Source organism: Veillonella dispar (assembly GCF_900637515.1).
Lineage (GTDB): Bacteria > Bacillota > Negativicutes > Veillonellales > Veillonellaceae > Veillonella > Veillonella dispar.
On the sequence record NZ_LR134375.1, the window covers coordinates 695,713 to 718,851 of the forward strand.

A 23,139-nucleotide genomic window follows, 5' to 3' on the forward strand; every position below is an offset into this window, starting at 1 on the left:
ATGATACAGTCAGATAAAAAGTTAATTATCGTCGTTGTTATTAGCTGTATCCTATTGGCTTTGCTTGGATTTGCATGGAAACAACGAACTAGTATTCCTTTTGTTACTGTTACTCTTGAAGGCATTACAACACCGTTTGCTTATGGATCTGCCCGTTTACTTGATGGTGTGCAAACTGGCTTCACAGTGCTCAATAATGCTATTTCTGCAACTATTGAAAGTGATGAGGAAGCATCTCGTAAAGCTGCATTAGAACAAAAGGTAGTTAACTATGACGAGGTAGTGGCAGAAAATATTCGACTCCGTCAGCTTCTTAACTATAAGAGTAGTCATCCAGAATTTTCCATGACATTGGCCGGTATTATTACAAAGGATTACGGTACATGGACAAATACTTTCACTATCGATAAGGGTAGTGAAGATGGGATGGCCGTTAATATGGCTGTCGTTGTACCAAGTGGGGTAGTTGGTTTTATTACCGATGTATATCCTCATTCCTCTCGTGTGCAAACTATTCTTGACCCGCGTAGTGCAATTGGTGTTATCGTACAGCGTCCTGAATCCCGTTTATCTGGTGTTGTAAAGGGCGATGGAGATTCACCTCGTACACCATCAATGGTAAATATTGCTCGTGATGGCGATGTATTAGTAGGGGATAAATTAATAACCTCTGGGTACGGTGGTATCTATCCAAAAGGATTGCCTGTTGGCAATGTACAGTCTATCGAAAATGATACAGAAGGCTTTGTTAAGAATGCCGTTATCACACCTAGTGTAGACTTTTACCGTCTGGAAGAGGTGTTTGTTCTTACAGCATCTTCTGTTAGTGCACCACAAAAACCAGGGCTTGAGCCTAAGCTTGTACCGCAAACACAACGAGATCAAGTAGAAGGGGCAAAGGGGGCCGTTAAACCATGACGCGTCTAGCTTTAGTCCTCTGTGGATTCTTAATTTATTTTATACAGGCGCAATTATTGCCTGCTATTTTTCATACGAATTGGTTGCCAAATTTAATTTTGACCACCATTGTTATAGTCACACTATTTAAAGGTCGTTATATGGGGCTGATGGCAGCTGTTATGGGTGGTATTGTACATGATGTATTGATATCTAACTTCTTTGGGCTCCATTTATTCCCTTACGTTCTTGTGGTTTACCTATTATCTGCAGTGAAACATCGACTCTATGAAGAACGTTGGTATTGGTCCAGTGCTATTGTAGCCATTTGTACATTGCTTGATGGATTTATCCGGAGCTTAATGATATTAGCCAGTGGCGGGGATTTACATATAGGGTTATATATGTGGCATATGGTTATACCGGTACTATTTTGGAACGGTTTATTGGCGGCCATCGTACACGGATTATTGTGGCGTAAGGACGAACAGCAAGATTATATTTGGTAATAAATTAGTAAGGGGGTGAAAGAGTGCTTGAAGGCCTCTATAAACGAAGAAAAACGAGTCGCTTTGATGTACTCTTTTACATTGTAGCGGGCATATTCATAGTATTGGCATTGCGTTTATTTATGCTACAAATCTTGGCTGGCGGTTATTATCAAGCTAAGGCGGAGGGTAACCGTCTACGCATGGTACCGATGACTGCAGCACGGGGCATTATGTATGATCGCAATGGTCAAATTCTTGTAGGCTCTAGACCTGCTTATACAATATCTATCATGCCTACAGGGAAGGCTTTGGATGATGGTGAAGTGGCTAAATTAGCAGTTTTATTGAAAATGAAGCCTGAAGATATTAAAAAGAAGGTTAATGATCACAAGTATGGCTATGAGCCAATACGTATCGCTAACGATATTTCAATGGACGTAGTAACAACCATTGAAGAGCATCGACATGAATTACCGGGGGTAACGATTGATGTTGAGCCACTTCGATACTATCCATATGAAACGATGGCTTCTCAACTATTTGGTTATGTTGGTGAAGTGAGTGAAGAGGAATTAGAAGAGCTGAAACAGCAAGATCCTAATACACTGGTAAGTGGTGGTACCATTTTAGGTCGTTCTGGCCTTGAGAAATTATATGATTCTATCTTGCGTGGCACTGATGGTGGTAAGCAAGTTGAAGTAGATGCTACAGGTCGTCCTGTAGCCGAGGTAGATAGAAAGCATACGGTACCAGGCTCTAATATTCATTTAACCATTGATGTAAACCTTCAAAAGGCTGCAGAAGAGGCTGTTAAGAACCAGCTTAATCAGTTGCGTGCTCAAGGTATTCCAGCACAAGGGGCCGCAGTGGTAGCAATGGATCCTAATACAGGAGCTATTTTAGCTATGGTTAGCGCTCCTGAATTCAATCCAAACTGGTTTGCGAAAGGCATTACAACGGCTCAATGGAATCAGTTAAACAATGATAAAAATCATCCATTTGATAATAAGGTTATTTCTGGTGAATATCCTCCAGGTTCACCGTTTAAGATTATTACTGGTACGGCCGCATTAGACCTTAAAAAGGTTACTCCTGAAGAGATGATCTTTGATAGTGGTAAGCACTGGTTGATCGATAAACGAAATGCGGAAGGTGAAGCATTAGGTTGGCTTAATTTTAATAAAGCACTTGCTAAGTCTGACAATGTTTACTTCTATGAAATGGGTAATCGTGTAGGCATAGAAAATCTCGATAAATATGCTGCGTATTTTGGCATAGGTGAAAAGACGGGTATTAATTTACCGGGTGAGGCCGCTGGCATTATGGCAAGCCCTGAGTATAAACGAAAAGTATATGATGAAGATTGGTACTTAGGGGAAACCTTTGATGCTGCAATTGGTCAATCTTTCACATTGGTTACGCCATTACAAATGGCTGTAATGCTCAGTGAAGTGGCTAATGGAGGCATTAAATATAGACCGTATGTGGTAAGCCGCATCGATAATAAAGATGGCACGCCAAAAGAAATTTTTGGACCTGATAAATTAGGAATTCTACCAGTTCCTAAAAATATTATGGATCTCATTCGAGAAGGCTTGCGTGATGTAACGAATGAGGGCGGTACAGCAGGGGATTTATTTAAAGGATTCCCTATAAATGTAGCGGGTAAAACTGGTACTGCGGAAAACGCACATGGCCGAGATCATGGCTGGTTCGTAGCCTATGCACCATATGATAAACCGCAAATTGTTGTGGTTGCACTCGTTGAACAAGGTAGCTTTGGTGCCGGTTCTGCAGGCCCAATCGTACGAGATGTGTTAGCTGCATATTTCAATGTACCGTTGAATAAAAAAACGAATGATACAAATACTAAAAGTAATAAAGATGCTGCCACTGTAGGCAATACGACGAATGGTCAAAAACCGGAGAAGGCAGTAACTAGTGGGCAACCAAGAAAGGATTAGTATGGGCGAAATCATTGGTGTTGTATCCGGCAAGGGTGGCGTAGGTAAAACAACTGTCACTGCATGCTTGGGTGCAGCCTTAAGTCATGCAGGGCACCGCGTATTGCTCTGTGATGGGGACTTTGGATTGCGCGATTTGGATCTTGTGTTAGGTGTAGCAGATGAAATCATCTATGATGCACTAGATGCGAGTGAAGATAAAGAATATACAGATGATGCTATTGTATCAATTGCAGAAAATCTAGATTTCTTACCGGCTAGTCAAAGTGCGCGTTGGGAAGATATAGGTCGTAAGAAGTATAAGAAATTAGTTCGTCGACTTTGTGATGTATATGACTATATTTTGATTGATGCTCCAGCCGGTATTGGTAAGGGCATAGAATCTATTTTAGACTTAGTAAATCGCTGTATTGTTGTAACACATCCGTTATGGGTATCCTTACGTAATGGAGCGCGCATGATTCAAGTGTGTGAGGAACATAATATTCGCGATTTTGCTATTGCTTTTAATGCAGTACCTACAGATGGTGAAGACATAGACTTATACGATATGCTAGAAGTTCTTCGTGCCGAATATGTAGGGGCTATGATTCCTTATGATGAAGATATCCTAACATATACACAAGATGGTCATTTGTTAGACCTTGCTTCTCATGAGTTTCGTAATGTATTAGCACCTCTTGTAGACTATGTTGTGACAGGCGATTGTTGGGAAGATTATGATGTACAAAAACAATTTGATGCCTATGTAACTAAGAAAAAAGCGGCTAAAGAAGAAGCAAGTACACCGACTCTTGCTTCAGCTGGTGAGTCTATCTTTGAAGACTCGAATAATGTTCTCTATATTAATCGCGGCGGTTGGACTACTCAGCGCTTATTAGTGCAAGGTAAGCAAAGCTTATGGCGCCGTCGTAAATTGAAATAGGTGATATGATGTGGCGGAAACTATGGAACGATAGCGACTGGGCTATTATCATATGTACTTTCTTACTTGTTTGTATTGGTTTAGCAGCCATTGGCAGTGCAACGCATGTTAATCAAGAGCCTATTGGATTTGGTAGTTTAGTAGTAAAACAACTCATATTTTTCCTAGCTAATGTAGCCGTTGTGATAGGTATGCAGTTTCTTAACTACCATCGTCTAAAGGATTGGGGTAATATCATTTACGCCATTACCCTTTTGATGTTGATTGCCGTTATGGCCGTTGGTACCTCTGCATTGGGGGCCCAACGCTGGATTCAATTGGGACCTATTACGATTCAACCATCAGAGTTTTCTAAATTGCTCATGATTATTTGCATGGCTAAAATGCTAGAGCCTCGTATTGGCAAGTTAGATACATTTAAATCATTAATATTGCCTGTATTATATGTTGGGGTACCTATTGCACTCGTATTCTTACAGCCTGACCTAGGTACATCTCTTGTGTATATTGCCATTTTTGTGGGCATGTTATTTATTTCTGGTATTAGAACAAGACTTATAAAAATTATTGCCGGTACTGGTTTATTATTGATGCCTTTAGGTTGGTTTGTACTGAAAGAATACCAAAAACAACGTATTCTCGTATTTTTAAATCCAGATATTGATCCTTTTGGATCTGGCTATCATATTATTCAGTCTAAGATTGCCATTGGTTCAGGTTTGATTTTTGGTAAAGGTATCTTTAATGGTACGCAAAGTCAGTTGAACTTCTTACCAGAAAACCATACGGACTTTATTTTCTCCGTTATTGGTGAAGAATTTGGTTTTGTAGGCTGTATTATCGTGTTGTTTTTGCTCTTTATGCTGATTTATCGCAGCATTAAAGTAGCCTATATGTGTAATGATAATTTTGGTATGTTACTAGCTACAGGGATTGCCACTATGTTTACCTTCGAGGTACTCGTTAATGTAGGTATGACCATTGGTATTATGCCTGTTACAGGTATTCCATTACCATTCCTTAGTTATGGTGTCAGTGCGTTGACCACCAATATGTTGAGTATCGGTATTTTGTTAAATATCGCTATGCAACGAACGAAATATATTTTTTAAAACCCTATGTATTTAGGATTGATTGTGAAAGAAGTCTTTCAGAAAAGACGGAGGATGTATGATTCAATTAGATACGTCATGGTTACAACATGTCCAAAAGCCGGCTCGTTATACGGGCGGTGAATATAACAGTATTGTAAAAGATCACAGTACGGTTGATGTAACAATGGCTTTAGCCTTTCCAGATGTATACGAAGTGGCTATGAGCCATTTGGGCATCAAAATTTTATATGGTCTTGTAAACCGTCGTGAAGATGCAGCAGCGGAACGTGTGTTTGCTCCGTGGCACGATATGGAAGAGGAAATGCGTAAGCGTAACATCCCTTTATTCTCTTTGGAAACTCGTACGCCTATTAAAGATTTTGATGTGTTAGCCTTTACACTCCAATATGAGATGAGCTTTACTAATATCTTGAATATGCTCGATTTGGCAGGTATTCCAATGTATGCTAAGGACCGCGATATGGATTTCCCATTACTCGTATGTGGTGGTCCATGTGCCTTTAATGTAGAGCCTATTGCAGATTTCTTTGATATTGTCTCCCTCGGTGAATCCGAAGAATGGGGCGATGAATTTATCGACCTCTATAAGGCTGAAAAGGCGAAAGGTTTCCCAGGTGGTAAAGAGGCGTTTTTGCGTAAAGCGGCTCAAATTCCTGGTACCTATTGTCCTGCCTTATATGATGTGGAATATACAGAGCAAGGCGATTTTAAATCTATAACACCACGCTTTAAAGATGTACCGGCTGCTGTAGAAAAACGCATCGTAGAGGACGTAGAGAATATATTTTATCCTACAAAACCGGTTGTGCCTTTCTTAGATATTGTGCATGACCGTGCAGTACTAGAATTATTCCGCGGTTGTACTCGTGGTTGTCGTTTCTGTCAGGCGGGTATGTTATACCGTCCTGTCCGTGAAAAGACGCCAGAACGTTTGTTACAAATCGCTAAGGATACGATTGCAAACACTGGGTATAATGAAATTTCCTTGATGAGCTTGAGCTCTGCGGACTATTCTAAATTGCCAGAATTAGTAGATATGCTTATGGAGGAGTTCAAAGACAAACAAGTGAGCGTAAGCTTGCCATCCTTGCGCATCGATAGTTTTTCCATCGATATTGCGAAAAAGGTGCAACAAGTACGTAAGAGCGGTCTTACTTTTGCTCCTGAAGCAGGGACACAGCGCATGCGCGATGTTATCAACAAAGGCGTTAGCGAAGAAGATTTATTGGCAGCGTGTACAAATGCCTTTAAATCTGGTTGGAATACAGTTAAATTGTACTTCATGATGGGCCTTCCAACTGAAACAGATGAAGATTTAGCAGGCATTGCTGATCTTGCGTATAAGGTGCTTGATTTACATCGAGATATTACAGGTAAACGAAATGGCTCTGTCACAGTCAGCGTATCCTTCTTCGTACCAAAAACACATTCTCCATACCAATGGTATGGTCAACAAGATGTAGAGGAAATCCATCGCAAACAACGGTATTTAAAATCTCTCATCAATAACCGCAATATTTCCTACCATTACCATGATGGTTATACTGGCTATATGGAGGCCGCTTTTGCTCGTGGGGACCGTAGATTATCTAAAGTTCTTGTGAAAGCATGGGAAGCAGGTTGTAAATTTGATGGTTGGACTGAGTACTTTAACTATGAAACTTGGTTGAAAGCCTTCGCTGATTGTGGTTTGGATCCAGCATATTTTGCAAGACGTACTCGTGACTTTGATGAACCATTACCTTGGGATCACTTGGATTGCACTGTAAGTAAAGCTTTCTTAAAACGGGAGTGGGAACAGGCGGTAGAGGCAAATCTTACAAGTGATTGCCGTCGCGGTCCATGTAAGGGCTGTAATGTATGTCCAGAGCTTAATACTGCAATTATTGACTATAAGGAGGGTGGCAGAGTTGAAAAAGTTACGTTTGGCCTTAAATAAGGGCGAAAAATTGCGATTCCTGTCGCACCTTGATTATGCACAAGCTGTAGAGCGTATGATTCGCCGTGCTGAAATAAAAATGGCATTTTCAGAAGGTTTTAATCCTCATATGAAGATTAGCTTTTCCTCTGCATTGGCTCTTGGTGTAACAGCAGCGGCTGAATATATTGATATGGATGTCATTGAAGATGATAGTTTAGAGTCCATTATTGAACGCCTTAATCGTGTAGCACCGCCAGGCCTTGAAGTATTAGGTGGTAAAGAAATGCCTGACAAGGTTAAAAAGATGATGGCTATTTGTAACTTTGCCATCTATGAAGTGACAGGCCCTGTAACGGATGAAAACGCTGATTGGAATGCATTACTAAAACCTTTCAATGAGGCTCCGGAAATTTCTTATGAAAAGGTAACACCGAAGAAAACTCGTATTATCGATGTAAAAGAATTTGTAAAGGAGCCCATCGTTGCATCTGTTAAAGATGGCATGGTTACTCTTACAATGGGCATCGGTATTTATCCGCAAGGTACTATTAAACCTAGTGAAGTGTGGAATCTTGGTAAAGACCAATATAATTGGCCTATTACAAGTGGCTATGAAATTCATCGTAAAGCGATTATGGTGGAAAACGAAGAAGGTCGCTACACTCCATTGGAAATTAACTACTAATACTCGTTATATACATCTTAACTACTAATATCTTTACATAAATTTTAAGCGGTTTATATATGCTTTAGTGCTTTAAAAGACCTATATATTTTATATTGAACGAAGGGAGGGATAGGATGCATAAAATTTTGGTCAATGTTATGCGCGAAGAAATTCGCATGGCTGTTGTCGATGAAGAAGGTCAGTTAATAGATTTCGTGTTAGAACGTACCGATGAGAGCCATATGGCAAATCATATGTACAAAGGGACTGTAAAAAATGTGTTAAACGGTATGCAAGCTGCCTTTATTGATATTGGGGGCTCTCAAAATGCGTATTTGAATCTTCAACAGGGAAAAGAACAGAAAATCTTGCCTCGCCTATCTGTAGGGCAACAAATTCTCGTACAAGTGGTAAAAGAGGAAATGCTTGGTAAAGGAGCTCGTGTTACGGCTGATGTGAGCTTGGCAGGGCGCTTTATGGTACTGTTACCATATTCTGAAGGCATGCATATTTCTAAGAAGATTACTGATGAAGCAGTGCGTTCTAAATTACAAGAATTAGCAGCACCTTATGTGCAGGAAGGCTGTGGATTTATTATTCGTACTGCGGCTGCTAAGGCTAGTGCCGATGAAATCGGTCGTGATATGGAATATCTATGGCGCACATGGCAACATGTTTTAAAACGCTTTAAGGTGGCTAAGAGTGGAACAGATTTGTATAGTGATGCGGATTTTTGGTTCCGCCTTGTACGAGACTATGCGCACCGCAATGTAGAGGAAATCATTGTTGATTCCGATATGGGTGAATCTCGATTACTGGATCTCTTAGGTCATGGCCCAACATCTCAACAAATTAAAGTGACACGTCACCGTGGCAGCACACCTATCTTTAAAGCCAATCATATTGAACCACAATTAGAGGATCTTATCTCTCGTGATATCAATCTACCTTCCGGTGGTTCTATCCGTATCGATCATACAGAAGCACTTACCGTATTTGATGTTAACTCTGCTCATTACACTGGAAAATCTAATAAGTTAGAAGATTTAGCTTTTACAGTCAATAAAGAGGCGGCAAAAGAAATCTGTCGTCAACTGCGATTGCGTGATATTGGTGGTATTATCGTCGTCGATTTTATCGATATGAAGGATAAATCACATCAACAAGAGTTGCTACAACTATTGAGTGCACAAGCTAAGTTAGACAAGATGAAAACCGTCGTATGTGGTATTAGTTCCCTTGGCCTCGTTGAGATGACCCGGAAGCGTGCTCGTCAAGGTTTGCAAACCTTGATGTTTGATACATGCCCTCAATGTGGAGGCACTGGTTACATGTTGTCAGGTAGAACTGTATATATGCAGATCATTCGACGCATCCGTGAGTTATTTAAGTCTGGTCGAATTAAATCGAACCTGGAAATTGAAGTTCATCCAGAGGTAGCCGAATATTTAACAAAGGCTGTTCTTGAAGAATTAGGTGACTCTATAGGTCGTAAGATTTCTATTGTAGTGAATCCACAAATCAGCCGTGAAGGATATTCATTAATGGCTGTAGCAGAATAAGTAAGTAGTTTATTATAGGTGAGTATAGTGTCTGTATTTGAAATTATATTAATTAGTGTTGGCCTAGCCATGGATGCCTTTGGTGTATCTATTGGTAAAGGTTTATCTATGCCGGTGGGTGAAAATGGACGAAAGGTGACATTAGCATTCTTATTCGGGTTATTCCAATTTCTCATGCCTGTTATTGGTTGGCTCATTGGACGCCAGTTTATCGATGTCATATCTGAATGGGATCATTGGATTATCTTTGGACTTCTTGGCTATTTAGGTATTGCTATGATTCGTGAAGGTCTTAGTGATGACGATGATGAAGACGATGATAAACAGTTTTTAGGTGCTTGGGAAATGATTATGCTTTCCGTAGCAACTAGCCTTGATGCTATGGCGGTAGGTTTAACCTTTGCCTTTTTACCTATTAATGTATGGGAAGCTTCCACTATGATTGGGGTCATTACCTTTGGTATTTCTCTCATTGGCGTTTACTTAGGTAAATTTATGGGCCAGTTTGTAGGAAAATATGCAGACATATTAGGTGGGGGTGTATTAATCCTCATCGGTACAAAAATACTCTTACAACACCTCGGTATTATCGGAGAAGTTTAGAGGTTTGTATAGATATGAATGTATCGTAAACTGAGCTATTTATGGTGAAATTTGTTTGACATAGATAGGTAAATACGATATACTATATCAGTATTAGTTCGGTTTACTGAACTTTGCAATCCGCGTGAAGCAGGTTTAAACGCCCGACCGATGTTCGGGTCGGGATACCGAATTCAGCGAGTTCGATAACAAGGAGGTGTTCTCATGTACGCAATTATTAAAACTGGTGGTAAACAATATCGCGTTGCTGAAGGCGATATAATTACTATCGAAAAATTGGAAGCAGCTGCTAACGAATCCGTTACATTCGAAGAAGTTTTGACTGTAGTGAATGACGGCGACGTTAAAGTTGGCGCTCCTCTTGTAAACGGTGCAAAAGTTACAGGTACAGTTCTTGAGCATGGTAAAGGTAAAAAAATCTTAGTATTCAAATACAAAGCTAAATCCAACTACCGTCGTCGTCAAGGCCATCGTCAACCGTTCACAAAAGTTCGTATTGAATCTATCCAAGCTTAATTATGGTTTCCATTGGAATCCAGCGGAATAGTGATGGTCAAGTAATTGGTTGTCACATGTCCGGTCATGCAGGATATGATGATCATGGCTTCGATATCGTATGTGCTGCAGTGTCTGTCTTATCGGCAACGGCAATGTTAGGACTTACCCAAATTGCTCAGCAAGAAGGGGAATATACGAATAGCGAAGGTCAATGTGATATGGTTCTCTCTGGTACGATTAACCAGAGTGGACAGGATATTCTGGGGACTATGATCCTTGGTTTAAAGGAAATTAGCCGTCAATATCCAGAGTTTGTCCAAATACACGAAATATAGGAGGTGAACTTAATGTTTACTTTTGATTTGCAATTGTTCGCACATAAAAAAGGTGTGTCCAGTACTCGTAACGGTCGTGACAGTGAATCTAAACGTCTTGGTGTTAAATGCCATGATGGTTCCATCGTAAAGAGCGGTAACATCATCGTTCGTCAACGTGGTACTCACTTCCACCCTGGTACTAACGTAGGTATCGGTAAAGATGATACTTTATTCGCACTTGTGCCTGGTAAAGTAGCATTTGAACGTGCTGGTCGTTATAACCGTAAAGTTAGCGTATACCCTGTAGAAGCTTAATTTTACAAAGACTATTAATCCCTAGTGGTTTTCCACTAGGGATTTTTTGTTTTAACTGACGCATATAATTAAATTAATATTCTATATACATTTTAATCATATTCGATATAGATAATCGATATAAATTAGAAATTCCCATACTATAAAGGTTGCTTCCTCTTATGAGGGAGTAACCTTTTATTATTGTGTGTCAAATTCCTATGTTTTTTAGTAGGAATAGTGGTATACTATGTACAGTATCAGTGAAATACCAGAAGACTGGTTGTCATATACTTTCATATACCTAAAGAGGGGTGGCGTTGCCACTAGAAAGATTTGAGGTAAGTACTATGTATGATGTAAAATCTCCAAAGGCGGAGGAATTTATTTCCCATCAGGAAATCCTTGACACCCTTGCCTATGCAGAGGAAAACAAGGAAAATCGGGAGTTGTTAGATGCTATTTTAGCAAAAGCTGCTACATTTAAGGGGTTAAACCACAGAGAAGCAGCTGTTCTATTAGAATGTCCGTTACCTGAATATAAGGAAAAGCTTTATGCGTTAGCTAAAGAAATCAAGAAAGCTATTTATGGCGATCGTATCGTTCTATTTGCACCATTATATTTGTCTAACTATTGCATTAATGGTTGTGTATACTGTCCGTACCATTCTAAAAATCGCGATATTAAACGTAAAAAGTTGACTCAAAACCAAATTAGAGAAGAGGTTATTGCCTTAGAAGCAATGGGGCATAAGCGCATTGTTATTGAGTCTGGTGAAGATCCTCTTAATAACCCTCTTGAATATATTTTGGAATCTATTAAGACTATTTACGGTATTAAAAACAAAAATGGCGAAATTCGCCGTGTAAACGTAAATATTGCAGCTTGTTCCGTTGAGGATTACAAGAAATTACATGAAGCTGGTATTGGTACATATACATTATTCCAAGAAACATACAATAAAGAAAACTACGAAGCACTTCATCCAACAGGCCCTAAGAGCGACTACGCCTACCATACAGAGGCGATGGACCGCGCTATGCAAGGTGGTATTGATGATGTAGGCATCGGTGTTTTATATGGTTTAGAACACTATAAATACGATTTTGTAGGCTTATTAATGCATGCTGAACACTTAGAGGCTGTATTTGGCGTAGGTCCACATACAATTTCTGTACCTCGTATTTGTCCAGCTGATGATATCGATGTAGATGATTTCAGTAATGCTGTACCTGACGATATCTTTGAGAAAATCGTTGCTCTTATTCGCGTATCCACACCGTATACAGGTATGATTATGTCTACCCGTGAAAGCCAATCTATGCGTGAACGTGGCTTGGCATTAGGTATCTCCCAAATTAGTGGTGGCTCTCGTACTAGTGTAGGTGGCTACAAAGAAGAAGAAAAACCAGAAGATAATTCTGCTCAATTTGATCGCAGTGATACACGTACATTAGATGAAATTGTAGATTGGTTACTAGACCTTGGCTATGTACCAAGTTTCTGTACTGCATGCTACCGTGCAGGTAGAACAGGGGATAGATTCATGGCCCTTGCTAAATCCGGTCAAATCCACAATTGTTGCCAACCAAATGCATTGATGACATTAAACGAATACATCATGGATTATGGTGATGAAAAAACTAAAGCTCATGGCGCTAAAGTTATTGAAGAACAGTTAGAAAATATCAAAAATGACTTAGTTAAAGATAAAGCGAAAGCTTATATTGCACAGATGAAAGACGGCGAACGAGACTTCCGGTTCTAAGTAATTCACTGATCTAGAACCTCCTATTGATAATGGGAGGTTCTTTTTTGTTGAGAAAAAGACAAGGTTTAAATGAGAATAAAATATATAAAATGGTTTATTTTATTCACTTTTTGATGTATAATAAATAAAAATGATAATGATAATACGTTGAATTATTATAATAATATTGATTATAAACTACTGAGGGATATGATGATTAAGAAAAAACGTTGGCGCATTTCTACAAGCGACAAAGAACAAGAAAATATCTTAATCCGTGAACTTGGTGTAAATCCTATTGTGGCAAAATTAATGGTAAATCGCCACATAGATGTTGACGAAGGGCGGAAGTTTTTACAAGGCTCTTTGTCAGATTTGTTAGATCCATTCGCATTAAAAGATATGGATGTGGCTGTTTCGCTAGTTCAGGAGACAATTGAAAATCATAAACCAATCGTTATTTATGGTGATTATGATGTAGATGGTATTACTGCAACATCTGTTTTATATCGCTTTTTAAAGAAACTAGGTGCTGATGTTACCTATTACATACCAGAGCGTCAAAGCGAAGGGTATGGCCTCAATTTTGAGGCTTTAGAGCACCTTATAGAGCAGGGAACATCTCTAGTTATTACTGTAGACTGCGGTATCAGTTCTTACGATATTGTAGAGGCTGTACGTGACCGTATTGATATGATTATTACGGATCATCATACGGCACCAGATTTGATTCCACGAGCAAAGGCTGTTATTAACCACAAGCAGAAGGATTGTCCTTATAAGGATAAAAACTTGTCCGGCGTTGGGGTTGCTTTTAAATTATGCCAAGCTTTATGGCTCACAAAATATGGTGAATGGTATTTAGATGATTTAGATATTGTCGCACTAGGTACTGTGGCAGACGTAGTACCGTTAGTAGGTGAGAACCGCATCATTGTAAAAGCAGGCCTAGAGAAGATGAATAGTCATCCTAATTTGGGCATTAAAAAGCTTATCGATGTGGCGGGTCTCCATGATCGAACTATAACATCTGGACATATCGGTTTTACTTTGGCACCTCGCCTTAATGCAGCAGGTCGCGTAACTCATGCAACACGTGCTGTTGAGTTACTTGTTACCGATGATGCTGATATGGCTGAAGCGATTGCTGAAGAATTAAACGAAACAAATCGTGAGCGTCAAGAACTAGAGTGGAATATTCACGAACTAGCTCGTATTGATGTGGCTAACCAAGGCCATAAGGCTGACTATGTAACCGTTGTGGCCGGTGAAGAGTGGCATCCTGGCGTTATCGGTATTGTAGCATCTCGCTTGGTTGAGGAGTTTTATAAGCCAACCTTGGTTATTAGTATCCACGATGGCGTTGGCAAAGGCTCCTGCCGTAGTATCGATGGTTTTAATATCTACGATGCACTGAAGTCTTGTGAAGATGTTTTGCTTCAATTCGGTGGCCATGCTGCAGCAGCAGGCTTTAGTATTGATGCAAATCGTATAGATGAATTACGGGACCGTTTAACTGCGTATTGTAAGGAGCATGTAACACCGGAGGAATACATTCCTGTTGTTGCTATTGATGCGGAACTACCCGTTGATGATATCGATGTAGATATTATTGACCGCGTATCAGCGCTTGAGCCATATGGCATGGCTAACAGTACGCCTGTCTTTGCCGTTATGGAAGCAACCGTACAAGACATTATGCTTATGGGGCAATTAAAAAATCACTGCAAGGTGATTTTAGAAACCTCTAGTGGTACCTTAGATGCCATTGCTTGGAATCGGCCTGATTTGTTTAAAACAATATTTGTGGGAACTGTGGTGAAAGTAGCATTTTCATTGCAAAAGAATGAATGGCAAGGGATGGTCTCTCCACAGCTTATGATCCAAGCTATTGAACCGCTGACTGAAGAGCCGATTACACTTTCCGCGGAAGGGCTTAGAGCAATGTATGTCATAGTCAAACAAGCTATGCGTGGTCGTAGTCAATCGGTTTATAATGTGGAGCAAGAAATTTTGCGCCGTAAGCCGGCAGATCAAAATAATCGTAGTGCCCTTACATCCTTAGATGTTTTTAAGGAGTTGGGCATCATAGAAGAATATACAAGTGATGATGGTCAATTAATGCTAAGATGGAATGCCGTTGAAGGAAAATTAGATCTTGTCACATCCGTAACATTTCTTACCTATAGTGTATAGGAGGTGACACCATGACAACTGTAAATGAAGAAGGCAAAGCTTTGGTAGAACAAGGTACATTTAACAAAGAAAAAGCTTTAGCTGAATTCATGGAATATATCCATACCTATTTAACAGATGATGAGTGTAACCAAGTATTGAAGGCTTTTGAACTTGCTGATAAGGCTCATGAAGGTCAATTGAGAGCTTCTGGTGAGCCATATATCATGCACCCACTAGCAGTAGCTGAAATTTTGGCACACTTACAAATCGACCATATTACGCTTATGGCTGCGCTTATGCATGATGTGGTTGAAGATACATCGTATTCGAAGGAAGACTTGGAGAAAATGTTTGGCTCTGAGGTGGCTTTCCTCGTTGATGGTGTAACGAAATTAAACCAGTTCCAATATGAAACAAAAGAAGATCGCCAAATGGAAAATTATCGGAAGATGATTTTAGCTATGGCGAAGGATGTGCGCGTCGTTGTTATTAAATTAGCTGACCGCTTACATAATATGCGTACCTTAAAGCATATGCGTAGCGACAAACAAAAGCGTATTGCAAAGGAAACATTAGAAATCTTTGCCCCTTTAGCACATCGCCTTGGTATCTTTAATGTGAAATGGGAACTAGAAGATTTATCATTCCGCTATTTAGAGCCGGAAAAATATTATGATCTTGTAGATCAAATGAAACAAAAACGCCAAGCTCGTGAGGACATTGTAAATGATACAATGAGCCAACTTACAAAAGCGTTAGGGGAAGCTCATATTAAGGCGGATATTAAAGGTCGTCCAAAACACTTCTACAGCATTTACAAGAAGATGAAAAAGGACAATCGTGATTTATCTCAAATTTACGACTTGCTTGCTGTTCGCGTTATTGTTGATACAATTCCAGATTGCTATGCCGTTCTAGGTATTGCACATAGCTTGTGGAAACCATTGCCGTATCGTTTCAAGGATTATATTTCTATGCCGAAATCTAATATGTATCAATCCTTGCATACAACGGTTATCGGTACCATGGGGCAACCTGTAGAAATCCAAATTCGTACCTGGGAAATGCACCGTGTATCTGAGTATGGTGTTGCTGCTCACTGGCGCTATAAAGAAGGCAATAAAAATGGCGATAAGGATTTCGACCAAAAGGTTGCCTGGTTACGCCAAGTCCTTGAATGGCAAGATACAAGTAATCCAACAGAACTGGTTAATGCGTTAAAATTAGACGTTTTCTCTGGTGAGGTATTTGTATTCACACCAAAGGGCGATGTTGTTAAATTGCCAATTGGTTCGGTTCCGCTCGATTTTGCGTACCGTGTTCATACCGATGTAGGTCATCGCTGTGTAGGGGCTAAGGTAAACGGTAAAATTGTACCGCTAGATTACACCTTACAAAATGGCGATATTGTAGATATCATTACATCTAAAACAGGTCGTCCAAGTCTTGATTGGCTCAATATAGTAGGCTCTTCTGAAAGTAAGAGCAAAATTCGCAACTGGTTCAAGCGTGAAAATAAAGCTGAAAATATAGAAAAAGGCCTAGAGGCGCTTGAAAAAGAAGCGAAACGATTAAACTATAGTTGGAAAGAATTGATCGGTGATAATCGTCTCCAACAAGTTACAAAACAGCTGAAAGCAGGTACTGAAGAGGAAATGTTTGCCGCTTGTGGCTATGGCGGCATTCCTGTCAGCACTGTTCTCTTGCGGTTAATTGAACTCTATAAAAAATCTAAAGAAGCAGAAGAGTCTAAGCACAGCACTGAACAAATCATTGAGAAGTTAATAGCTCAAGGGCCAAAAACGACCAAGAATGGTACGGGCGTTCTCGTAAAAGGGGAAGCTGGTGTTATGGTACGTATGGCGAAATGCTGTAGCCCAGTTCCTGGTGATGATATCATCGGTTACATCACGCGTGGTCGTGGTGTATCCATCCATCGCTCCGATTGTACGAGCCTAGGCCATACGCCAGAAGATTTAGAACGTATGATTGAAGTCTCTTGGGATGGTTCCTCTGGTGAATCCTTCCATGTAGGTATCGATATTCAAGCATACGATCGAAATGGTCTGTTGATGGAGGTTATGGCGGTACTTTCAGAGTTAAAAATCACCATTACAAACATCAATGCTAAGGTTCAAGAAGATACTAAAACTGTAAGTATCAATGTAGTTGTCGATATCCGTGATATTTCACAACTTGATTTTGTTATGACTAAGTTGCGCCGTATTCGTGAAGTATATACAGTACAGCGTAGTAAAGGAGGGGCTTAATGAGTGAACAACAACTAGTGCTTATGCGCATGCCATTAGGTCCACTGGGGACTAATTGCTATGTCATAGGCGATAAAGCAGTAGGAGAAGCTTTCATTATTGATCCTGCTACACCAGAAGTATTAGAGTCTCTAAAGAAGCACGACTTGAAACCAAAGGCTGTTTTACTAACCCATGGTCATGGCGACCATATTGGTGGCGTTCAAGAGATTGTAGATACATATCATGTGCCTGTATATATTCAAAAGGGTGATATACCGTATCTGTTAGATCCTGAACTCAATCTCAGCGCTTATAGTAATCCAACACCAATCAAGGTAAAGGCTGACATTATTGAGGTTAAACAAGGTGACCACATTACCTGTGGTGCTATTGACTTAGAAGTACTTGAAACACCGGGTCATACGCCAGGTGGGGTATGTTATTACATGGAAGGCCTTGTATTTGTAGGGGATACTCTCTTTAGAGATTCCGTAGGTCGTACAGATTTTCCAAATGGATCATATGAGACATTAATGGAATCCATTAAAACTCAGCTTTATAAATTGCCTGACAATACAATGGTATATCCTGGTCATGGACCAGAAACAAATATAGGTTATGAAAAACAATACAACCCATTCGTTGGGGCGTAGGTTTTATAAAACTTTTGTAAGAAGTAAAGGGGATAGTTATCATGAACACAACATTAGAGAAATTAAAAGAACGCATTAAAGATAAAAAATACAAATTGACTACACAACGTCAAACAATTTTACAAGCCTTCATCGATGCAGATGAAAACCATTTGAGCGCTGAAGACGTATATGTACTTGTAAAAGAAGTAGCTCCTGATATCGGCTTAGCTACTATTTACAGAACACTTGATCTATTCACTGAACTTGATTTGTTAAAACGCCTTGATTTCGGTGATGGTCGTAACCGTTACGAGTTGAACGATGAAGAATTCGCTCATTTCCATCATCATTTGATTTGCGTAAAATGTGGTAAAGTATCTGAGTTCGAAGATGATATGCTCGAAACATTAGAGTCCATCATTGCTAAAAAATTGAACTTCCGTACTATTGACCATCAATTAAAAGTATATGGTTACTGCAGCGATTGCCAAAACCATATGACAGAAGCAGAGCTTGAAAAAGTAGAGCGTATGGCTCATCACCATGGTTAATACATATCTATATACGGGGCCATTACCACTTGGCTCCGTAGTAGCTCATAATTGTGGTGCGGCGGGACTCTTTTCTGACAAGGTAAATCCAGACGTACTCCTTGAAGCTCGTGAAGTGGATGGGAATTATGCACTAACTGTTACCATTGGCGATACAGTTCGAAATTTTGAAGGCCCTGTTTCCTCTATGGGACGACGTCAAATTGGTCAAGCTTTATTGCGCTACTTGCGTGAATATCAAGGACTACCAGCTGAGGCTCCTTGGGGGACTATGGTAGGGGTGCGCCCTACAAAGCTACTACATAAATATATAGATACATATGGCTCTGTCCACGCAGCAACTCGTCACATTAGGGACGAGTTTTCTGTGTCTATGGAAAAGCTTGCAACCTTGGGGGCTATCGGTGAGTATCAACGGCCATTTTTAGCTGATACAGACCATAAAAAGGTAAGTCTCTATTGTGGCATTCCTTTCTGTGACACCCGCTGTGTGTACTGCTCCTTTCCTTATGGGCTCTATCAGGATTACACTGATAAAAGTCAATTCTTAGTAGCTTTAGGCCGTGATATAGAGGATATGAAAACTATTGCTCAGTCTTATGGCTTATCGGTAGATACCCTCTATATGGGTGGCGGTACACCAACGGTATTAGGTGATGAAGACTTTCACCAAATCCTAAAACAGTTATCTATACTAGTGCCAGAAGGTCATGAGTTTACTGTAGAGGCGGGGCGTCCAGATTCTGTTAATCCTCGGAAGATACGATCTATGCTCGATTTTGGTGTAAATCGTATCAGTATTAATCCACAAACGATGCAAGACGATATTTTGCGGCGCATTGGGCGTGGACATAGTGCGCAAGATATTGATGAATTGTTACAATATGTAAAAGTTAATACACCATTTGCTGTAAATATGGATTTTATTGCAGGTTTACCGCATCAAACGATGCAAAACATGGTAGAGAATATGGATTACGTATGTCAAAATTTGCCGGAAAATGTTACAATTCATACGTTAGCATTAAAACGTGGTAGCCCATTGTATGATTTAAATATGCAAGATGATATTCCTGAAGAACATCTCGTAGCAGAAATGGTACAATATGGTAAAGAGCGTCTTGAAGCAGCTGGCTATGTGCCATATTATCTATATCGCCAACAATATATGAGAGGGCAATTAGAGAATATTGGCTATACCTTGCCAGGTAAAGCGTGCGAATATAATATTCAGATCATGGAAGAGCGACAAAGTATTCTATCCATGGGACCTGGTAGCTCATCTAAGTGGATGCGCGCCCCTGAATATCGTCAATTGAAACAGCACATGCCAAAGGATGTTGATGTTTACCACGCAACGATAGATGCACTATTAGAGAAACGACATAGAATTTGTGAGAAATTTTGGGAGGTTGTGTAATGGCTATTAGAAAACCAAGAGGTACACAAGACTTTTTGCCAGAGCAAATGATAAATTGGCACTATATTGAACAACGTATGCGTGAAATTTGTAAAGTATACGGGTTCAATGAAATTCGCACACCTGCCTTTGAAGATACTAAATTATTCTTGCGCGGTATCGGTGAAACTACAGATGTAGTACAAAAGGAAATGTATACATTTACTACAGGCGATGATGGTGGCTCTAGCTTCACATTGCGTCCTGAAAATACGGCTTCTGCTGTACGGGCCTACTTAGAAAATAAAGTATATGGTAAAGAAGGCCTTACAAAATGGTATTACATGGGACCTATGTTCCGTCATGATAAACCACAAGCAGGTCGTTACCGTCAATTCCATCAATTTGGTGCAGAGGTACTAGGCTCTCAATCTCCAGTGGTAGATAGTGAAGTTATCTGTATGGTTGTACAATTGTTGAAAGACTTTGGCCTTAAAGACCTTAATGTAGAGGTGAACTCTGTAGGTTGCCCAACATGCCGCCCTGTATATCGTGAAAAATTAATTGAATTCTTTGAACCTAAAAAAGAACAATTATGCAGTGATTGCCAAGAACGTTTATATAAAAATCCGTTGCGTATCTTGGATTGCAAAAATGAAACCTGTAAATCCTTGTCCGTAGGTGCTCCTGAAATTCACGAACATTTATGTGAAGAGTGTCATGATCACTTCGAAGAGTTAAAAACATATTTAACAGCTGCTAATGTGCAATATACATTGAACCCTCGCCTTGTACGTGGTCTTGATTATTACACAAAAACAGCATTCGAAGTACAATACACTCCATTAGGCGCACAAAGTGCCGTAGCAGGTGGTGGACGTTACGATGGCCTTGTAGAGGAACTTGATGGTCCTCATACACCAGCAATTGGCTTTGCCATGGGCATGGAACGTTTGTTATTAGCCCTTGAAAAACAAAACTTATTGCCTGAACCAACTGTTGAACCATCTGCATTTGTAGTGGCTCTTGGTGATGTGGCTAAGGTAGAGGCTTTCAAAATTTGCCAAGCATTACATGATGCATATGTAACCGTTGAAATGGACGGACAGGGCAAGAGTATGAAGGCACAATTAAAATATGCTAACAAAATTAATGCAAAATATGTTATCATATTGGGTGATGATGAATTGGCTCGTGGGGAAGCCATAATCCGATTCATGGAAACTAGTGAACAAGAAACTGTACCACTTGATACAGTTTCTGAACGTATAACTTCTTTGGTGAAAGGATGACAATTAGAATGGAAACAATGCAAGGCTTACACCGTACGCACGGTTGTGGCACCATCTCTGAACAAGAGGTAGGTAAAGAGGTCGTATTATGTGGTTGGGTTGAACGCCGTCGTGACCACGGTGGTTTGATTTTCTTGGATTTACGCGATCGTTCTGGCGTAGTACAAGTAGTAGCATCTCCAGATCATAACGTGGAATCTTTCCATAAAGCAGAGGATGTTCGTAATGAATATGTACTTTGTGTACGTGGTAAAATTACAAAACGTGATGAAGCCGCTATTAATCCAAACCTTCCTACAGGTGCATACGAAATGTTCTGTGAAGAGTTGCGCGTATTGAACTCCGCTAAAACTCCTCCATTCTATATTCAAGATGATATCGATGTAGATGAAAATATTCGTTTAAAATATCGTTACCTTGACTTGCGTCGTCCAGAAATGCAACGCAACTTGATTTTGCGTCACAAAGTAACGAAAGCAATGCGCGACTTCTTCGATAGCCGCGATTTCTTGGAAATTGAAACTCCAATGCTTACTAAATCTACACCAGAAGGCGCTCGTGATTATTTAGTACCTTCTCGTGTAAATGCTGGTACATTCTATGCATTGCCACAATCTCCACAAATTTTCAAACAAATCTTGATGGTTGCTGGTTATGAAAAATACTTCCAAATCGTTCGTTGCTTCCGCGATGAAGATTTGCGTGCAGACCGTCAACCTGAGTTCACTCAACTCGACTTGGAAATGTCCTTCGTAGATGAAGAAGACATTTACTCCATGCTTGAAGAAATGATTGCTCATGTATTTAAAACTACATTGGGCAAAGAAATTCCATTGTCTATGCCTCGTATTACATGGGATGAAGCAATGGATAAATACGGTTCTGACAAACCAGACCTTCGTTTCGACATGGCATTTACTGATGTAACTGATCTTGTAAAAGATACAGAGTTCAAAGTATTCCGTTCTGTAATTGACAACGGTGGTGTAGTTAAAGGTATCGTTGTACCTGGCGATGCTGGTATTCCACGTCGTGAACTTGATGACCTCGTTGAATATGTTAACCGTTACGGTGCAAAAGGTCTTGCATGGGCTTGCTTCAATGAAGATGGTTCTATCAAGTCTCAAATCATGAAGTTCTTAGGTGAAGATACAATTCGCAATATCGGTGAAAAAATGGGCGCTAAAGGTGGTGACCTTGTATTGATGATTGCTGATAAACCTGCTACTGTGGCACGTGCATTAGGTGAATTGCGCCTGGAAATGGCACGCCGCATGAACATGATTGACCAAGATAAATTGGCATTCACATGGGTAACTGATTTCCCTATGTTTGAATATAACGAAGATGAAAAACGTTATGTTGCAATGCACCATCCGTTCACAATGCCTCGTCATGAAGATCTTGATAAATTGGAATCTGATCCTGGCAGCGTAAAAGCGATTGCTTACGATATGGTATTGAACGGTGTTGAAATCGGTGGCGGTTCCTTGCGTATTTACCAATCCGATGTACAAGAAAAAGTATTCAAAGCTATTGGTTTATCTGAAGAAGAAGCTAAATCTAAATTCGGCTTCATGCTTGATGCATTCCAATACGGTGCACCTCCTCATGCTGGTTGTGCATTCGGCCTTGATCGTCTTGTTATGTTGATGGCAAAACGTCAATCTATCCGCGACGTAATCGCATTCCCTAAAACTCAATCTGCTTCTGATATCATGAGCCAAGCTCCATCCGAAGTAGAACCTAAGCAATTAAAAGAGTTGCATATTAAACCAGATATCGAGGAAGAAGAAGAGCAATCTTTGGTGTAAAAACATAGGCAAG

General features: G+C 40.0%; 20 protein-coding genes. All 20 read left to right on the forward strand.

Features of this window, described 5'->3' with window-relative positions; all coding sequences use genetic code 11:
- Complete coding sequence (gene mreC, locus EL171_RS03185) at nucleotides 1–918, forward strand: rod shape-determining protein MreC (RefSeq protein ID WP_005386032.1); 918 nt, start codon at nucleotides 1–3, stop codon at nucleotides 916–918.
- Entirely contained in the window at nucleotides 915–1,406 is a 492-nt protein-coding gene (gene mreD / locus EL171_RS03190) for a rod shape-determining protein MreD (RefSeq protein WP_005386033.1), read from the forward strand. The genes mreC and mreD overlap by 4 nt, the downstream gene beginning before the upstream one ends.
- A 23-nt stretch (nucleotides 1,407–1,429) precedes the next feature.
- Entirely contained in the window at nucleotides 1,430–3,352 is a 1,923-nt protein-coding gene (gene mrdA / locus EL171_RS03195) for a penicillin-binding protein 2 (protein ID WP_005386034.1), read from the forward strand.
- Between the two features lies 1 nt (nucleotide 3,353).
- Nucleotides 3,354–4,277: a P-loop NTPase gene (locus EL171_RS03200; RefSeq protein WP_005386037.1), complete on the forward strand. Its 924-nt coding sequence runs from the start codon at nucleotides 3,354–3,356 to the stop codon at nucleotides 4,275–4,277.
- Between the two features lie 8 nt (nucleotides 4,278–4,285).
- Nucleotides 4,286–5,389 carry a rod shape-determining protein RodA gene (gene rodA, locus EL171_RS03205; protein ID WP_005386038.1) on the forward strand — a complete coding sequence of 368 codons (1,104 nt, stop codon included), beginning with the start codon at nucleotides 4,286–4,288 and terminating at the stop codon, nucleotides 5,387–5,389.
- A 58-nt stretch (nucleotides 5,390–5,447) separates the two neighbouring features.
- The gene (locus tag EL171_RS03210; protein WP_005386040.1) at nucleotides 5,448–7,331 is read left to right on the forward strand and encodes a TIGR03960 family B12-binding radical SAM protein; all 1,884 of its coding nucleotides are present in this window, start codon (nucleotides 5,448–5,450) and stop codon (nucleotides 7,329–7,331) included.
- Nucleotides 7,303–7,998, forward strand: a complete 696-nt coding sequence (locus tag EL171_RS03215; protein WP_039969082.1) for a TIGR03936 family radical SAM-associated protein — start codon at nucleotides 7,303–7,305, stop codon at nucleotides 7,996–7,998. Before EL171_RS03210 ends, EL171_RS03215 begins: the two co-directional genes overlap by 29 nt.
- A gap of 116 nt (nucleotides 7,999–8,114) precedes the next feature.
- Nucleotides 8,115–9,542, forward strand: a complete 1,428-nt coding sequence (locus EL171_RS03220) for an Rne/Rng family ribonuclease (RefSeq protein ID WP_005386045.1) — start codon at nucleotides 8,115–8,117, stop codon at nucleotides 9,540–9,542.
- A 27-nt stretch (nucleotides 9,543–9,569) separates the two neighbouring features.
- Nucleotides 9,570–10,145 (forward strand): manganese efflux pump MntP, encoded by a 576-nt coding sequence (locus EL171_RS03225; RefSeq protein WP_039969084.1) that lies wholly within the window; start codon nucleotides 9,570–9,572, stop codon nucleotides 10,143–10,145.
- 204 nt (nucleotides 10,146–10,349) lie between these two features.
- On the forward strand, nucleotides 10,350–10,661 hold the full coding sequence (rplU, locus tag EL171_RS03230) for a 50S ribosomal protein L21 (RefSeq protein ID WP_005386051.1): 312 nt from the start codon (nucleotides 10,350–10,352) through the stop codon (nucleotides 10,659–10,661).
- A 2-nt stretch (nucleotides 10,662–10,663) separates the two neighbouring features.
- A complete protein-coding gene (locus EL171_RS03235; RefSeq protein ID WP_005386053.1) occupies nucleotides 10,664–10,978 on the forward strand; it encodes a ribosomal-processing cysteine protease Prp in 315 nt (104 codons plus the stop codon).
- A 12-nt stretch (nucleotides 10,979–10,990) separates the two neighbouring features.
- Nucleotides 10,991–11,275, forward strand: coding sequence for a 50S ribosomal protein L27 (gene rpmA, locus EL171_RS03240; protein ID WP_004696430.1), 285 nt, complete (start codon nucleotides 10,991–10,993; stop codon nucleotides 11,273–11,275).
- Nucleotides 11,276–11,604: 329 nt separating this feature from the next.
- Nucleotides 11,605–13,023: a [FeFe] hydrogenase H-cluster radical SAM maturase HydG gene (hydG, locus tag EL171_RS03245; RefSeq protein WP_005386055.1), complete on the forward strand. Its 1,419-nt coding sequence runs from the start codon at nucleotides 11,605–11,607 to the stop codon at nucleotides 13,021–13,023.
- A gap of 195 nt (nucleotides 13,024–13,218) precedes the next feature.
- A complete protein-coding gene (gene recJ, locus EL171_RS03250; RefSeq protein ID WP_005386057.1) occupies nucleotides 13,219–15,201 on the forward strand; it encodes a single-stranded-DNA-specific exonuclease RecJ in 1,983 nt (660 codons plus the stop codon).
- Nucleotides 15,202–15,212: 11 nt separating this feature from the next.
- On the forward strand, nucleotides 15,213–17,453 hold the full coding sequence (locus EL171_RS03255) for a RelA/SpoT family protein (protein ID WP_005386059.1): 2,241 nt from the start codon (nucleotides 15,213–15,215) through the stop codon (nucleotides 17,451–17,453).
- Nucleotides 17,453–18,088: an MBL fold metallo-hydrolase gene (locus tag EL171_RS03260; RefSeq protein ID WP_005386060.1), complete on the forward strand. Its 636-nt coding sequence runs from the start codon at nucleotides 17,453–17,455 to the stop codon at nucleotides 18,086–18,088. Before EL171_RS03255 ends, EL171_RS03260 begins: the two co-directional genes overlap by 1 nt.
- Nucleotides 18,089–18,129: 41 nt before the next feature.
- Nucleotides 18,130–18,621, forward strand: a complete 492-nt coding sequence (locus tag EL171_RS03265) for a Fur family transcriptional regulator (protein WP_005386061.1) — start codon at nucleotides 18,130–18,132, stop codon at nucleotides 18,619–18,621.
- Entirely contained in the window at nucleotides 18,614–20,041 is a 1,428-nt protein-coding gene (gene hemZ, locus EL171_RS03270) for a coproporphyrinogen dehydrogenase HemZ (protein WP_005386062.1), read from the forward strand. The genes EL171_RS03265 and hemZ overlap by 8 nt, the downstream gene beginning before the upstream one ends.
- Nucleotides 20,041–21,312, forward strand: a complete 1,272-nt coding sequence (gene hisS / locus EL171_RS03275) for a histidine--tRNA ligase (RefSeq protein WP_005386063.1) — start codon at nucleotides 20,041–20,043, stop codon at nucleotides 21,310–21,312. The genes hemZ and hisS overlap by 1 nt, the downstream gene beginning before the upstream one ends.
- An 8-nt stretch (nucleotides 21,313–21,320) precedes the next feature.
- Entirely contained in the window at nucleotides 21,321–23,126 is a 1,806-nt protein-coding gene (gene aspS, locus EL171_RS03280; RefSeq protein ID WP_039969087.1) for an aspartate--tRNA ligase, read from the forward strand.
- The last annotated feature ends 13 nt before the right edge of the window (nucleotides 23,127–23,139 follow it).